Genomic DNA, 15,680 nt, shown 5'->3' with positions numbered 1-15,680 from the left:
ATTAGCGCTCTCCTCTCACTGCGGCGGCGATAGCAGCCTGACGCGGTTGCTTTGGATGATTTCTTTTGTGCTCACGGATCATGTCCAGAAAGCGGTCAAACAAGTAGCCGTTATCGTAAGGTCCAGGCGCAGCCTCCGGATGATATTGCACCGAAAACGCGGGATACTTGGTATGCTTAAGACCTTCAATCGTTTTATCGTTGTTATTAATATGCGTCACTTCAAGCTCGGTTCCTTCGATCGAACCCTCATTCACGGTATAGCCGTGATTTTGTGAAGTGATGAAGCAGCGTCCGCTCTCCAGTTCCTTCACAGGATGGTTACCGCCACGATGACCGAATTTCAGTTTTTCCGTATCCGCTCCCGAAGCTAAGGCAAACAGCTGGTGTCCCAAGCAAATTCCGAAGATCGGATATTCCCCTAGCAGTTCAGCCACCGTGCGTACGGCATGCGGTACGTCTTTGGGATCTCCAGGGCCGTTGGACAACTGAATTCCGTCCGGGTCCAAGCGACGAATTTCCTCTGCCGTTGTATCATGCGGAACCACTACTACGTCGCAATCCCTTTTATTCAGTTCACGCAAGATACCGCTCTTAGCGCCATAGTCAATCAGTACAATCCGCTCCCCGTTGCCAGGGCTGCTATACGGATGAGGCGTTGAGGTCAATGGAACCTGATTACGCAGTTCTTCAATCGTCAGGTCAGCCATCATTTCTTTCAGTTCTTCCACAGGCTGAGTGCCTGTCGTCAAAATGCCCTTCATCGTGCCGTGATGGCGAATAATCCGGGTAAGCATGCGGGTGTCGATGTCGCTAATGCCAATGATGCCATATTCCTTCAGCAAATCGTCCACGCTGTATTGGGCACGCCAGTTGCTTGGCACCGGCTCGTAACGTCGAACGGCAAAACCATGCACATAAGGCCGTACCGACTCGAAGTCATCCCGAGTAATTCCGTAATTGCCAATCAGCGGGTAAGTCATTGTTACGATTTGTCCGCAATAAGAGGGATCAGTCAGTACCTCCTGGTAGCCTGTAATCCCTGTGTTGAAAACGACCTCGCCTGTTTTTTCACCGTCCGCACCAAATGCTGTGCCTGTAAACAGCGTGCCGTCCTGAAGCAACAATCTTGCCTGCATCCCGTCTCACTCCTCTGTATGATTTCCTGCTATAAGGTTCTATTATTTTAGTGGTTTGTATTTATTTCACTTCGTCAGCAGACCATACCAGTCTGCCGTCTACCCAAGTTTTCACTGGCCAGCCTTTAAGTTTCCAGCCTGTAAAAGGAGTGTTCCGTCCTTTGCTGGCAAATGTTTGCGGATCAACGGCCTGCTCCTGCTCCAGATCAATCATGGTCAGGTCGGCGGGGGCTCCTTCTTCCAAGCGCCCTGTGTCGAGGCGGAAGACACGCGCCGGGTCAGTCGTCATGCGCCGTACCAGAAAGTCCAGCGTCCATTGTCCGGTAGCTACAAATTTCGTGTACAGCAGCGGGAAAGCTGTTTCAAAGCCAACGATACCGAAAGGTGCTAGTTCCAAGCCTTTTGCCTTCTCTTCTTCGCTGTGTGCCGCATGGTCGGTTACGATGATGTCGATCGTCCCGTCCTCCAGTCCCTCGATGCAGGCCTGCACATCACGCGGGGAGCGCAGCGGAGGATTCATTTTCCAATTCGCATCCAGCCCCGGAATGTCTTCATCCGACAATACCAGATGGTGTGGACATACCTCAGCCGTTACCTTGATGCCAAAAGATTTCGCGTGGCGGATCAACCGCACAGACTGCTCCGTGCTGACATGGCATACATGATAGTGTGCCCCGGTTGCCTCGGATAGTAAAATGTCCCGTCCGACGTGAATCGCTTCGGATTCGTTCGGAATGCCTTTAAGTCCGTGACGCTTGGCAAATTCGCCTTCTGTCACCGCCGCTCCTTCAACAAGCGTGTTATCTTCACAGTGAGCAATAACCGGCATATCCAGCGCTTTGGCCCGCGCCATGGCGTCCTTCATCATTTGCGCGCTTTGCACCCCGACACCATCGTCAGTAAAGCCGATTGCGCCTGCTGCTTTGAGCGCTTCAAAGTCCGTCAGCTCCCGGCCCAACTCGTTTTTCGTAATGGCTGCGTAAGGAAGTACCTTGGCAAGCCCGGCGTCCTGCCCCTTTTTCAGTACCAGCTGAACCGTATCCGCATTGTCTGTCACCGGGCGTGTGTTCGGCATGCAGGCAATCGTCGTAAATCCACCTTTCACCGCCGCACGGCTGCCCGTTTCAATCGTTTCTTTATATTCAAAGCCAGGTTCTCTCAGATGCACATGCATGTCGATCAAACCGGGAATCACCAGCTTGCCTTGGGCGTCGATTTTTTCGACTTGGCTCTCCTGCTCGGATGCCCCTTCTTCCACGAGTAGACTAACTCCAGCGTCCGCATTTACGATTGCCAGGATTTTTCCGTCCGCGATCAGAATAGATTTCAGTTCAGCCTCGCCCTGTTCGTTCAATACGCTTGCATTCATAATTAATTGGTTCATGTAAAAGGTTCCTCCGCTCAGGTTTTCTGCAACTTTAGCCGCTGCTTGTTATGCTTTGCTTTAACCGTTACCAATGCTAATTCCGCGATCCTGCTGACAGTTTCTACAGCTTCATTGCCCGTTCCATAACCGCCATGCGGATTGGAACCCCGTTTGCCATCTGCGGGAAAATCCGTGATTGTTCGCTTTCCACGACTGCACTGTCGATTTCCACATTCCGGTTTACTGGAGCCGGATGCATAATGATCGTTCCGGGTTTAAGATTGGCTGCTCTTTGCTCTGTCAAGCCGTACTGCTCGCGATACTCATCCGCTGAGCGCAGCATTCCTTCGGCGTGTCGTTCCAGCTGTACCCGAAGCATCATAACTACGTCTGCCTGTAATGCTTCTTGCATCGGTACATAAGGCGCGTGCGCCGCAAGATCAGACGCCTGCATATTGTCCGGCGCGCAGAAGCTAACCTGGGCTCCAAATTTTTGCAAGGCCCACAGATTCGATCGAGCCACACGGCTGTGCAGAATGTCTCCAATGATGGATACTCGCAAGCCTTTTAGCTCGCCGAAAGTCTTGCGCATCGTGTACAGATCCAGCAACGCCTGCGTTGGATGCTCGTTGTTGCCATCACCGGCGTTCACCAGTGGAACACTGACCTTCTCAGCAAGCTCTTGCAGCACTCCGGCTGGCTTCAGCCGAATGACTCCTGCGTCGATACCCATGGATTCAAGCGTGCGTACCGTGTCGTATATGGATTCCCCTTTTTCCACACTGGAGGCGGCAGCGGAAAAGTTCAAAACCTGAGCGCCTAAGCGTTTTTCCGCCATTTCAAAAGAAAAGCGGGTGCGGGTGCTGTTTTCAAAAAACATGTTGGCCGCAAAGCGTGATTGCAGCACTGGAACCAGCTTTTCTGGCTGTGATTCCCAATAATGAGCGCGATCCAGAATCGACTCGATTTCATTTCGGCTAAGTTCTTTTAATCCGAGCAGGCTGCGTTCTCTAAGTTGACTGGTTGTTGTAATCATGCCTGTTCCCCCCGGTTCTGATTGATCGTCACTTCGTCCTTACCGTCCGTCTCCTGAAGCGCAACTACGATTTCCTCGGATTTGGAGGTCGGGATGTTCTTGCCGATGTAATCTGGACGAATCGGAAGCTCACGGTGTCCGCGATCTGCCAGCACCGCCAGCTGGATCATTTGCGGTCTTCCGCAGTGCATCAATGCGTCCATCGCCGCGCGAATGGTACGGCCTGTGTACAGCACATCGTCGAAGAGAATGACTTTCTTATCATGAACCGATACGTCAGCGGGATTCATCAAAAGCTCATTTCCATTTTCCTTGGCTTCAGCATTGTCCCCCCGGTCATCGCGGTAAGCTGTGACATCCAGCTCTCCCCATGGAATCGGGGCGCCCTCAATTTCAGCGATTTTTGCAGCCAGACGCTGCGCCAGATGAACCCCTCGTGTTCGAATGCCTACCAGCACACAATTGTCAATGCCTTTGTTTTTTTCCAAAATTTCATGTGCAATCCGTGTCAAAGCCCGGCGAATCGCAATTTCATCCATCAGTACATGTGTTTCATGACTCATGCTTCCAGCCTCCTCAGGTTATGTTCCCTTCAGACCTGGTCCCGTGTTCGGATACAAAAAAGACTCCTTGCCCAAGTTTGGCAAGGAGTCTCGTATGAACAGTCTTCCACCGTTCTCCGATCTCTCGGATACACTGAAGACATGCCGCCGCAGCGGATGCACTGATCAGTGATCCATTCACGTTACCTTGCCAGCCTCACGGGACTGATTTAAAGGTGCTATTCAGGATTTCCTTTATCCAGCTTCTCATAGTGAAAGATGGCAAGTCATCTTTTGGACAAAGTTCATCGCAACTACAAGAAGTATGACAGATTGAAAATCACGTGTCAACACCTGTTCAACCGGAGCCACCGGAAGCACTTAAATAATTATACAACTTTACTGTATAATTATCCATAGTTGTTTTTACATATACCATGACCAATAACAAAAATAACCGCCAATTAGGCGGTTATGCTTAATCATTATTCAGGTTTGTGAATATCGAATGCAATTTATCATTGTTTACCGACTGCGTAAGGATGCCAGTACATCTTCCATATCGGGAGGAATCGGTCTGCTGAACTCCATGTACTCTCCAGTGGTGGGATGTTTAAAGCCCAATACCGCGGCATGCAGTGCCTGACCGTCCATACGGACCCCTCTGCTACGTCCATACATCGGATCACCGACCAACGGGTGCCCAATAAATTTCATATGCACACGGATTTGATGCGTGCGCCCTGTTTCCAGTTGAAGTTCCAGCAAGGTATAATCCCCCAAACGCTCAATCACGAGAAAATGGGTAACTGCATGCTTGCTGTTACGCTCTGTCACGGTGAACAATTTGCGATCCCCCGAATCACGCCCGATGGGAGCATCTACCGTTCCCTGATCATGACTTAGATGACCGTGAACCAGCGCTATATATTTGCGAGTGACGCTGTGGTCCTTGAGCTGCGCTGCGAGCGAGGCGTGAGCCTGATCATTTTTGGCCGCCATCAGCAGTCCTGATGTATCCTTATCAATACGATGGACGATACCTGGACGCAATTCTCCGTTAATGCCGGAAAGATCATGACAGTGGTACATGAGTGCGTTGACCAGTGTTCCCGAAGAGTGTCCTGGTGCAGGATGTACAACCAAACCACGTTGCTTGTTAATGACAATGACGTCCGAATCCTCGTAAACAACATCCAGCGGAATATTTTCCGGTACAATATCTACACTCTCCGGCTCAGGTACGGATAATGAAATTCGATCACCTTCAGCCAGCTTGTAATTCGCCTTGATCGCTGTCCCGTTCACCAGCACCCGACTGTTCCCGATCCACAATTGAATCTGGGAACGGGACACATCCTTCATTTCTTCGGCGATATATTTGTCTATACGTGTTTTGGCATCCCCGGATTCCGCTGTCCATTCCAGAGATTCACCCTCCAGTTCGTCCTCATAAGACAAACCTGTGGCTTCGCCGTTTTCGTTTACTTCTTTCATGCTATGACTTCCCTTCAATGCTATCACTGCCATTACCTTTGTTCCGACGCGATTCCAATAATGTATCCAAAATAATCAGTGCTACACCAATGACAATCGCCGAATCTGCCACATTAAAAATCGGAAACGTATAGCTTCCAAAATTGAATCGAGCAAAATCAACCACTTCCCCTGAAATAGCTCGATCCAAAAAGTTACCGACCGCGCCTCCAAGTACTAAACTTAATGCAACTGGAAGCAATTTCTGCCCGGCCTTTACCGTTTTCCGCAAGTACCATATGATACCGATCACCACCACAATCGTAATCACGATAAACAGCCAACGCTGGCCTTCCAAAATCCCAAAAGCGGCTCCCCGGTTACGATGGGACGTGATTAGAAAGAAATTGCCGATGACGGGTATCTGCTCGTACAATTCCATGCGCGTAGCCACCAAATATTTGACTCCCTGATCAATCAAAAAAATAATTAGCGCAATACCAAAATAAATCACAGTCCTTCGTCACTCCGATCTGCTTATATCCGTTGTCGAACCCATTTATTGTAGCATAAGCCTTCTCAGATCGTCCACGAATCCCCCAAGCTATTGAGCCTGGATTACGAATGAAATCAACTCCAGCGCATTTGATCAGAATTTCCTATGTAAAAGAGGTCTTTCCGGTGCAAACTACAAGAAGCATAACCGACACAGCGTACGCGCAGCTTAAACCTAGAATAAGGAGTGGATTCCATGTCCCCATTGACGGAGCAACAATTGCAGGGATTGCGTAACGAACTGCTGGAACGTAAAAAGGAAATTGAGCATCGTTTGCAGGACAACGATCATTATGGACTCGGCGATTCCCAACGCGATCAGACCGGCGAGCTTTCCCCTATTGATAATCATCCGGGTGATTTGGCTACCGAAACGTATGAGCGAGCCAAGGACATTTCCCTATTGGAGCACGACGAATTTCAATTAGAACGTATCGAATCAGCCTTAATGGCAATGGATAAGGGAACCTATGGCATTTGTGCAGCTAGCGGCAAACCGATTCCTTATGACCGTCTGCTAGCAGTTCCCTATACCATTTACTGCAAAGAATACAGCCCTGAAACAGAAGTTTCCAACCGACGCCCGGTGGAGGAGGAATTCCTCGCTCCCGCATTCGGCAGAACAAGTCTGGATGAGCGTGAAGATCAAAACGGCTTTGACGGCGAGGACGCCTGGCAAATCGTTGAAAGCTGGGGTACATCGAATACACCAGCCATGGCCGAAAGTGGAGAAATTCATAGCTACGACGATATGGAAATTGAGGCCAACGATGATAATATGGGCTTCGTAGAGCCTTACGAAAGCTTTGTAGCCACAGACATATATGGAAAAAATGTATCGGTTGTCCGCAGTTCCATTTATCAGCGTTATCTGGATGATGGTGAGGGCGAAGGTCTGCTGGAGCCAGATACGCACGAAGACGAATAGTTAAACCAAATCCTAACAGGTAAATAAGTAACTAGTAGGTGTTTAGCTGCAGTTGTCGTTGCACAATCCGTACAATATCAGCAATATAATCACCGATGATCGGCAAATTCAGCGCTCCCAACACTTGCAACACATAGATAATGGTCGCCGCGAAAAAAGTAAATCCAAGCGCGATACCGAGCCCCCGAGACAGACCTGATATTAAGTTTAGCCATAGCAATCGCCAAGGCTTGTTGAGCAACAGGGCATAATCAGCAATGCGGCTGCGTTCCAGCTGCTGCGACACGGAACGCACCAGCTTTTCTACACGGCTTAGCTGGTCAGCCTGATCACCTGCTGTACCTAGATCTGTGACTACAGCCCCTGTACTTCCTCCGTTCATGCCTTGGCGGCTTCTGCCCTGTCTGCGCCTTGATCGTGCGGTCATGCACAATCCCCCTTTTCCCATGCTGCCCTGAACGCAGCAAACGAGCCGAAGCATGTAACGGAGATCATCCATCCGTTTCCAATGCTTAGGCTCGTTTTTTATATGCTGCCTGTTATTGTATTATGGGACAGGGGTCTTGTAATTATTCCCCAATATGCACGCCGATAGTTTTACCGTTCACTTCTACGCGTTCCACAGGCTCGGCTTGACCAAATGTCACTGTCGTTACCAATACGTTCTCACGCAACACCGAATCGAAGTTTTGAATCGCCTGACGTAGCTCACTATCTACATCCAGCGTAAGTGCCACATACTTTTCAATCGGCAGATCCAGCTTCTTACGGTAATCCTGCACCGCACGAACAACCTCACGTACCCAGCCCTCTTGCTCCAGTTCAGGCGTAATGTCCGTGTTCAATGCTACGGTTAAACCATAGCCGGAAGCGGAAGCAAAGCCTTCCTTCGCTTTTTTCTCCACCAGCAATTCCTCCGCTGTAACCTGCAACTCTTCCCCTTCTGGAGAAGCCACGTTCAGCACTCCTTTTTCCACAACAGAACGGGTGTCCTCCGCAGACATTCCTTTGAAAAAGTTTTGCAGGAAGCCGACATTTTTGCCGTATTTCTTGCCCGCTACCTTCAAATTCAGCTTCAGCGTGAAGTCTACAAAGCCGCTATCGTCCGTTTCAACATGAATATGTTTCACATTGATCTCATCCTTGATGATTTCCTTATAACCACTCAGCTCAAAATCCTGATCCATGGACAAAATCAATTCGGATAACGGCTGACGCGTTTTCAGCCCCGTTTCGTTACGGATATTGCGCGCCAGTTCTACTACGCGGCGAGCCGTCTCCATGTCACGCTCCAGCTCCAGATCAATCAGGGCTTCATTTGCAGTTGGATAATCATCCAGATGAACGCTTTCCCCGTTGCTCAGGTTCAGGTAAATATCCTCAGCCAGCATCGGCGTGAACGGCGCAAGCAGCTTCGCTGTCGTCAACAACACCTCAGTCAGTGTACGGTACGCATCCAATTTATCTTCTGTAAGGCCATTGCCCCAGAACCGATCACGCGAACGGCGGATATACCAATTGCTCAGTTCATCCACGAACGACTCAATCGCTTTGGACGAGTTCAGGAAATCGTTCACAGCCAGTGCTTTGTCCACCACCAGAATCAAGCTGTTGAGACGGGACAAAATCCAGCGATCCAGCTTGTGTGCCGATGGCTTGAACGGATGCTGTGCCGGATCAAAACCGTCGATATCCGCATACAAGGTCAGGAAAGCGTGTGTATTTACGAGCGTATCTACCAGCTTCGATTTGGCTTCGCCTACAATGCCCTTGGAAAAACGTTTGCTATTCCACGGTGCACTATCGGACAACAAAGCCCAACGGAAAGCATCTGTACCGTACTCGTCAATCACTTCCCATGGATCAATCACATTTCCCTTGGATTTGGACATTTTCTGCCCTTGCTCATCCAGTACGTGACCTGTCGCCATAACTGCTTTGTAAGGAGCTTTCCCTGTAAGCATGGTCGAAACAGCAAGCAAGCTGTAGAACCAGCCACGAGTCTGGTCAATACCTTCACAGATCATGTCTGCCGGGAATTGCTGCTCGAATGTTTCATTATTTTCAAACGGATAATGATGTTGGGCAAAAGGCATGGAGCCGCTGTCGAACCATACGTCGATTACTTCCGGTGTACGGGTCATTTCGTATTTGCCGCATGTACTGCGAACCTTGACTTCATCCACATATGGCTTGTGCAGCTCAATGTCCGCTGGTACATCGCCAATCGCACGTTCCCGTAGTTCAGCAATACTATGCGGAGCGAACTGCTCTCCGGTTTCTTCACAAACCCAGATATTCAGCGGTGTGCCCCAATAGCGATCACGGCTGATGTTCCAGTCCACCAATTCCTCCAAAAACTTGCCGAAGCGTCCTTCGCGTATATGACCCGGATACCATTCAACTTCGTTATTGTTGGCAATCAGTTGATCCTTGATAGCGGTTGTTTTGATAAACCAGCTATCCATGGCATAGTACAATAGCGGAGTATCACAGCGCCAGCAGAACGGATAACTATGCTCGTATTTTTCCTTGCTGTACAGCAAGCCTTTTTCCGACAGCATTTTAACAATATCCACATCACAGTCCTTCACAAAACGGCCTGCAAAATCAGTGATTTCCTCTACGTAGTTACCCTGGAGATCCACCACATTGATGAATCCAACGCCATTTTCACGGCATACCCGGTAATCATCCTCGCCATGCGCCGGAGCCATATGAACGATACCTGTACCGCTGGAGTCCGTTACGAACCTCGCACCCAGAATCTGATTGCCCTTCTCGACTTGGAAATACGTAAATGGCGGAGTATACGTTTGACCTACCAGTTCCGAGCCAGACAACGTGCCAATCACTTCATGATCGCCTTTAATCACGTCTTCGACGAGATTTTTGGCAACGATGTATACACTGTCTTCCTGTTTTACACGAGCGTATTCCAGATCAGGATTGACGGCAAGTGCCACGTGACTCGGCAAGGTCCAAGGTGTTGTCGTCCAGGCCAGCACATATTCACCACTGCTATGCAGCTTAAATTTGGCCGTGGCACTCAGGTCTTTTACGTCTTTGTAGCCCTGTGCCACTTCATGGGAACTCAGCGTTGTCTGACAATCCGGACAATACGGACTTACGCGATGACCGCGATACAGCAGATCCTTTTCGTGAATCGTCGCCAGAATGTTCCACACACTCTCGATATAATTATTATCCAGCGTGATGTATGGATTATCTAGGTCTGTCCAGTAGCCGATCGCTTCGGTCAGATCACGCCATTGCTGCTCATACTCAAACACGCTGGCTTTACATTTTTTGATAAACTTTTCAACGCCGTATTCCTCAATTTCAGGCTTATGGGAAATGCCCAGTTGCTTCTGTACACCCAATTCTACCGGCAGACCGTGGGTATCCCAACCCGCCTTACGTACGACACGATACCCCTTCATCGTCTGGTAACGGCCGACAAAATCCTTAATTACACGGCCCAGCATGTGACCGATATGCGGTTTACCATTAGCTGTTGGCGGACCTTCATAAAACACAAAATTTGGCTTACCCTCACGATGTGTGATCGTTTTACGGAATGTGTCCTCCTGCTTCCATTTGCTCAGGATGCGCAGGTCGCGGGACCGTGCCTTTTCTTTGACATCTACTCTGTTCATAATGTCACTCTTCCTCTCTTGTTCATCAGTTTCTGTAGCATTCTCTGAAAAAAAAGCAACAAAAAAGCCCCGTCCCTGTAAAGGGACGAGACTGTGCTCGCGTTACCACCCTGATTCCGTAAACAGACCATTTTCAAAAAGACTGGTCCCGTCACGGCTCTCCGAGCCCTACTCAACTACAGCAGGGCGCCATTGTAACGTATGGCACACGGCGATAGCTTACACACGCCGGATAAAACTCAAGCGCTTCAGCTCACTTCTCAGGGAGGATATTCGGTCATGTTCTGAACGTTGGCTTGCACCGGAAAAAGGCCAACTCTCTGAGGGACAAAAACATGACGTACTCGTTCCCATCAACGAATTACAAATGTTAAATTCATCGGGATATTAAATCAGCAGCTTCGCTGCCCTGAATAACAACCCATTACCCAACAGATAACGTGATATTCAGTATAGTATTTACAGTTATAGCCTGTTTGAAGATAAAAGTCAACCCTGACGAGACCCAATCATCGCTGTCAGAAATGACGATTAATAAATCTCTTTCATTTCACGCTCGCGCTCCAGCACTTCGCGTTCACGATTTTCAAGCGCTTCCCATCCGTCCTGACTTAACAAGTCAAGCTGCGCCTCCACCAATGTACGAAAACGTGCCCGGTAAATCGAAGCCTGCTTCTTCAGTTCCTCGACCTCCAACGCAATTTTGCGGGATTTGGACAACGCTTCATTCACAATGCGGTCCGCATTTTTTTCCGCTTCCTTCACGATGAGCTGCGATTCTTTCTTGGCATTGTTACGGACTTCATCAGCCGCTTCCTGCGCCACGATAATCGTCTTGCTCAGCGTATCCTCAATGGTCGAAAAATGATCGAGCTTTTCCTGAACATTCAACAGCTGTGTACTCAGTTCTTTATTTTCACGGATAACGCCCTCGTAATCCTTGATCACCTGATCCAAAAATTCATTGACCTGATCTTCGTCATAACCGCGAAGCCGGCGGGCAAATTCCTTGTTATGTATATCCAATGGCGTTAATGGCATGCCGTCCACCTCCTATAAGATTGACAAAAAAACATTTTCCGCGTCACGACGCTCACTATCATCTATCGGTCATCATACCCCGTTTTGTGAATGCTGTACAGAGCAAAATCGTTCCAGTTCTCCGCTATAGCTTAATTCTTTCGACAGAAAGCTCGTGAATCCTGCCTCCAGCTATATAAACTTGCCAATTTTGACACGGAATCTTCCTTTTTTTGTCACACCGTCTGTTTCCAGCAATTTGAAACGCCCAAATCCCTGCATGGAAATAACGTCTCCCGCCTTAAGTGAAGTGGATGGATTCTCCTCTACCTTCCAATTTACCCGGCACCGTCCGGCCCGGATCGGTGTTAAGATCTTGCTGCGGCTCAGCTTATACACATCACTGGCAATGCCATCCAGACGCAAAGAAGCCACCGTCAGGTCCAGCGGCTCCAATGCAACATCCTTCGTCCGCAAATTTTCTGGAGGCAACAGTTCGGTCCACACATGAACACGATGAACCTGCTGTAAATGCATTGTAATAAAATCGCTGATCTCTGAAGCCACCAATACATGGCACCCGTCGTCCAGCACATGAATATCCCCGATTTTTCCACGCTTGATTCCAAGTCCCAATATCGCACCCAGGTAATCACCGTGCTCCAACGTATTCATTTTATGATCATCGGACGTGACGGAAAGAACTTGAATCCCCATATTCTCCTCGTCCAAATACGAATAATCGGGCGCAATCAGCGCCCGCTTTCGTTCCGATGCCTCATAGCCGCCATCTACCCTAATCGTGACCTTGTCTTCCTTCGAAGCAAGCGTCTCCAATATGTACAGTTGACGCGGGTCCAAAAAATCAGTCAGCTTCTGCTCGTGATAAGCCCCCGCATGACTGATCCATTCGGAAGCGCGATCTACATAATCCCGTTCATCCGGGTGAAAATGCTCATAAATCTCGGTTCGCATAAGTCCTCCTAGACGAAATTGCTAATTAAAGACATCAAACCGTACGACGCAAAACGCAAAGCAATCAGCGCAACGATGGGTGAAATATCAATCATCCCGAAGATTGGCGGTATAAATCTGCGAAAAGGAGACAAATACGGCTCCACAAACTTGGCAAGTAAATCACCGATTACACTTTCTCTTGCATTAGGAAGCCATGACATCAGGACATATGCAATGATCATGTAAGAATAAATCTGAAATAGCCAACCGATTACCTCGATCAAGAAAAGCTCACCTCATTCTGTTAAGTTCTTGTTCAGTGTCAGCTAGTATTTCCGTAATGGAGCCTTGAATTTCAACCGTATCCGGTGTACACAGGAAAATATTATTGCCCACCTTAGAAATCCCCCCGCCCAACGCATATACAGTACCACTTAAAAAATCAATGATGCGCAGCGCCTGATCCTTACGGATGCGTTGCAAATTGACCACGACTGTACGATGGGAACGAATGTGGTCGGCAATTTCCTGTGCTTCATCATAAGAACGCGGCTCATACAGGACAACTTTCACATTTTTCTGTGAATGGATGCTGACAACATTATTGCCCTTCTGGTTCTTACGTTTATCAAAGCTTGGGGTTTCAATTTCTTGATCTTCCGGCGTATTCATAACCTCTCGCTCTACAACTTCCTCTTCTTCCTGAAGTCCCAGGAAGTTCATGAACTTATTCATTACGCCCAATGGAAATCCTCCTCTCGTCCGACCAGTACAGAACCAAGCCGTAACCAGGTCGCTCCTTCTTCAACCGCCACCTCAAAATCATTAGACATGCCCATCGACAGGTGAACAATAGGTTCTCTCGTTAAAGCTTGTCCATTTAACGCATCACGCAGTTCACGTAGCCCCCGAAATACAGGCCGGGTATTCTCCGGGTCTGCCTCATGGGGAGCCATCGTCATCAAGCCGATCACGTCCACATGCTCCAGATCGCGAATTTGTTTCAGAAAAGGTACCACCGCCTCAGAAGAAAGGCCATATTTCGAAGTTTCCCCTGAAATATTAACTTGCACAAAGGCTTTGATCTTTAGTCCAAGAGCAGCCGCCTTCTTGTCCAATTCCTGAGCCAGCGACAACCGATCAAGCGAGTGTATAAATTCAAATTTTCCAATAACATCTTTAACCTTATTCGTTTGCAGATGACCGATAAAATGCCATGTTCCCCGGTCACCGAGCTTGCTCCATTTATCCGCAGCATCCTGCCAGCGATTTTCGCCAACATGCTCCAAGCCATTGTCTAATACGGATGCCATCGCCACTGCTGAAACATATTTCGTGACAGCAATCACATTTACTTCTTCACGCAAACGTCCGCTGCGGGCACATGCCGCTTCCACACGGGCGTTCACTTCTTTAATTCGTTCCTCCAAAGACACGGGAGGACTCACCTCTCTTCCAGACCAATCCAGCTCGCCATTCTCCCTGTGACGCCGCCTTCCTTGCGATACGAAAAAAACAAATCGCTGCGGCTACTCGTGCATAAGGTAGTACATTCGATACGGCTCGGCAATATTCCTGCTTTCATCATAATGTGTCGATTGCATTGTTTCAAGTCAAGGAGCGTTTTTCCGCCGCCTAATGGGAAATAGACAGTACCTTCCCATTTATCATTACCCGGGCAATCATGCTCCAAAACCCGAATTTGGCTCATCACATGCTCATCCACCTCGTATGACTCAGAACCAATGGAAGGGCCAATGGCTGCAAGCAAATCGGACGGCTGAGATCCATATTCGGTCTGCATCGTTTGCACCATTTTCAGCGCAATCTCCGCAACTGTTCCTTTCCAGCCCGCATGCGCCAGCCCAACCACACGCCGCACCGGATCACAAAAATATAACGGCACGCAATCCGCATAAAAGGATGTCAGTAAAATGCCTGGTACATCGGTCAACAGTCCGTCTGTATCCTGAAAAGCGGATGCACAATCCACAAAGCCACGTCCGCGGTCAGCAGCCTTTACAACAGCAACGTGATTACCGTGTACCTGCTCTCCACAGGTCCAGGCTTCAGGCATAAATCCGAGCTGCTCCGCAATAAGCTGCCGATTGCGAATAACTTTCTCCGGGTCATCCCCTACATGAAACGCACAATTCAGACTTTCATAAGGCACTTCACTGACACCGCCATGGCGTCCGGTAAAGCCTGCTGTCAATCCGCGAACCTGTTTCTCCCAGGATTGAATATATAACAACTCCGGCAAAGGATGCGTGCCATCTGTCGTTGACGCGACACCCGTTGCCCCGGTATTTACTACAAACGGTTCCATTCGTTCTCACCTCTACTGCCCAGTGTACCAAAAAGCCGCCGCCGTGTCTTCACATAGCTATCAAATGCACATATTCCTAAAGCTCAAAATCACTGCTCAAAATCCCCGTCGATCATTTCGTTCCTGGCGCTCAATATATACTTTTTCCTCACCATCACCCTGCGGCTCATGCAGTCCCTCCAATCGTACAAGTACCACATCCGAGCCAATTTTCACAATGTTGCGCCAAGGAATGACCAGTTCACTTCCCCCTCCAAACCAGCCCATAAAACGGCTGCTGCCAGGGACAACAATGGCCTCGATTTTGCCCTGCCGTACATCAATCTCCAAATCACTGATTTGTCCCAATCGTCGCCCATCTACAATATTAATGACATCCTTTGTTTGAAACTCGGAAATTTTCATGGCCCTTACCGACGTTTCCGGCGTACTCACACGCATCACATCCTTTATTTCACTATATGAGCGAGAGAACCCAAAAAATGTCCTTTAAACGCAAAAACGATCCACACAGGATCGTTTTTATCGGTGTGCCTTCCAAGCTTCTCTTCCCTTAAAACTAAGACTTCACATGCTTTTGCATTTGCTGTATAGCCGACTTCTCTAATCTCGAAACCTGGGCTTGAGAGATACCGATTTCGTCGGCAACCTCCATCTGCGTCTAGTCGTCGTGT

General features: G+C 48.8%; 16 protein-coding genes, 1 pseudogene and 1 other annotated feature. Of the genes and pseudogenes, 1 reads left to right on the top strand and 16 read right to left on the bottom strand.

Annotated features, from left to right (window positions below; translation table 11 throughout):
- Position 1: 1 nt before the first annotated feature.
- The 6 genes from QD47_RS23550 to lspA form a co-directional block, all read right to left on the bottom strand.
- Entirely contained in the window at positions 2-1,138 is a 1,137-nt protein-coding gene (locus tag QD47_RS23550; protein ID WP_044648411.1) for a carbamoyl phosphate synthase small subunit, read from the bottom strand.
- A 61-nt stretch (positions 1,139-1,199) separates the two neighbouring features.
- The gene (locus tag QD47_RS23545; RefSeq protein ID WP_044648410.1) at positions 1,200-2,522 is read right to left on the bottom strand and encodes a dihydroorotase; all 1,323 of its coding nucleotides are present in this window, start codon (positions 2,520-2,522) and stop codon (positions 1,200-1,202) included.
- A gap of 103 nt (positions 2,523-2,625) precedes the next feature.
- Positions 2,626-3,540: an aspartate carbamoyltransferase catalytic subunit gene (locus tag QD47_RS23540; RefSeq protein ID WP_025684627.1), complete on the bottom strand. Its 915-nt coding sequence runs from the start codon at positions 3,538-3,540 to the stop codon at positions 2,626-2,628.
- Positions 3,537-4,103, bottom strand: coding sequence for a bifunctional pyr operon transcriptional regulator/uracil phosphoribosyltransferase PyrR (gene pyrR, locus QD47_RS23535; protein ID WP_044648409.1), 567 nt, complete (start codon positions 4,101-4,103; stop codon positions 3,537-3,539). Before pyrR ends, QD47_RS23540 begins: the two co-directional genes overlap by 4 nt.
- A gap of 504 nt (positions 4,104-4,607) precedes the next feature.
- The gene (locus QD47_RS23530) at positions 4,608-5,579 is read right to left on the bottom strand and encodes an RluA family pseudouridine synthase (protein WP_044648408.1); all 972 of its coding nucleotides are present in this window, start codon (positions 5,577-5,579) and stop codon (positions 4,608-4,610) included.
- A 1-nt stretch (position 5,580) separates the two neighbouring features.
- Positions 5,581-6,072 carry a signal peptidase II gene (gene lspA, locus QD47_RS23525; RefSeq protein ID WP_044648407.1) on the bottom strand — a complete coding sequence of 164 codons (492 nt, stop codon included), beginning with the start codon at positions 6,070-6,072 and terminating at the stop codon, positions 5,581-5,583.
- A gap of 237 nt (positions 6,073-6,309) precedes the next feature.
- Between lspA and QD47_RS23520 the strand changes: the two genes are divergently transcribed.
- Positions 6,310-7,041, top strand: coding sequence for a TraR/DksA C4-type zinc finger protein (locus QD47_RS23520; RefSeq protein ID WP_044648406.1), 732 nt, complete (start codon positions 6,310-6,312; stop codon positions 7,039-7,041).
- Between the two features lie 31 nt (positions 7,042-7,072).
- On the opposite strand, the gene QD47_RS23515 is transcribed toward QD47_RS23520, so the two are convergent.
- The 10 genes and pseudogenes from QD47_RS23515 to QD47_RS31830 form a co-directional block, all read right to left on the bottom strand.
- A complete protein-coding gene (locus QD47_RS23515) occupies positions 7,073-7,468 on the bottom strand; it encodes a DUF5665 domain-containing protein (protein ID WP_412177996.1) in 396 nt (131 codons plus the stop codon).
- 142 nt (positions 7,469-7,610) lie between these two features.
- On the bottom strand, positions 7,611-10,700 hold the full coding sequence (ileS, locus tag QD47_RS23510; RefSeq protein WP_044648405.1) for an isoleucine--tRNA ligase: 3,090 nt from the start codon (positions 10,698-10,700) through the stop codon (positions 7,611-7,613).
- Between the two features lie 78 nt (positions 10,701-10,778).
- Positions 10,779-11,066: a binding site (T-box leader), on the bottom strand.
- A 165-nt stretch (positions 11,067-11,231) separates the two neighbouring features.
- Positions 11,232-11,741 (bottom strand): DivIVA domain-containing protein, encoded by a 510-nt coding sequence (locus tag QD47_RS23505; protein ID WP_014282424.1) that lies wholly within the window; start codon positions 11,739-11,741, stop codon positions 11,232-11,234.
- A gap of 171 nt (positions 11,742-11,912) precedes the next feature.
- Positions 11,913-12,695 (bottom strand): YlmH family RNA-binding protein, encoded by a 783-nt coding sequence (locus QD47_RS23500; protein ID WP_044648404.1) that lies wholly within the window; start codon positions 12,693-12,695, stop codon positions 11,913-11,915.
- Between the two features lie 8 nt (positions 12,696-12,703).
- Entirely contained in the window at positions 12,704-12,961 is a 258-nt protein-coding gene (locus tag QD47_RS23495; protein ID WP_014282426.1) for a YggT family protein, read from the bottom strand.
- 7 nt (positions 12,962-12,968) lie between these two features.
- A complete protein-coding gene (locus QD47_RS23490; RefSeq protein WP_025684635.1) occupies positions 12,969-13,421 on the bottom strand; it encodes a cell division protein SepF in 453 nt (150 codons plus the stop codon).
- A complete protein-coding gene (locus QD47_RS23485) occupies positions 13,412-14,113 on the bottom strand; it encodes a YggS family pyridoxal phosphate-dependent enzyme (RefSeq protein WP_044648403.1) in 702 nt (233 codons plus the stop codon). The genes QD47_RS23490 and QD47_RS23485 overlap by 10 nt, the downstream gene beginning before the upstream one ends.
- 8 nt (positions 14,114-14,121) lie before the next feature.
- Positions 14,122-15,006, bottom strand: coding sequence for a peptidoglycan editing factor PgeF (pgeF, locus tag QD47_RS23480; protein ID WP_044648402.1), 885 nt, complete (start codon positions 15,004-15,006; stop codon positions 14,122-14,124).
- Positions 15,007-15,102: 96 nt separating this feature from the next.
- Entirely contained in the window at positions 15,103-15,441 is a 339-nt protein-coding gene (locus QD47_RS23475) for a YlmC/YmxH family sporulation protein (protein ID WP_044648401.1), read from the bottom strand.
- Between the two features lie 124 nt (positions 15,442-15,565).
- A pseudogene (locus QD47_RS31830) lies at positions 15,566-15,667 on the bottom strand (sigma factor-like helix-turn-helix DNA-binding protein); the annotation flags it as partial.
- Between the last annotated feature and the right edge of the window lie 13 nt (positions 15,668-15,680).

It is taken from the genome of Paenibacillus terrae (genome assembly GCF_000943545.1).
GTDB classification, from domain to species: Bacteria; Bacillota; Bacilli; order Paenibacillales; family Paenibacillaceae; genus Paenibacillus; species Paenibacillus terrae_A.
This window is presented reverse-complemented; position numbering and strand designations above follow the sequence as displayed.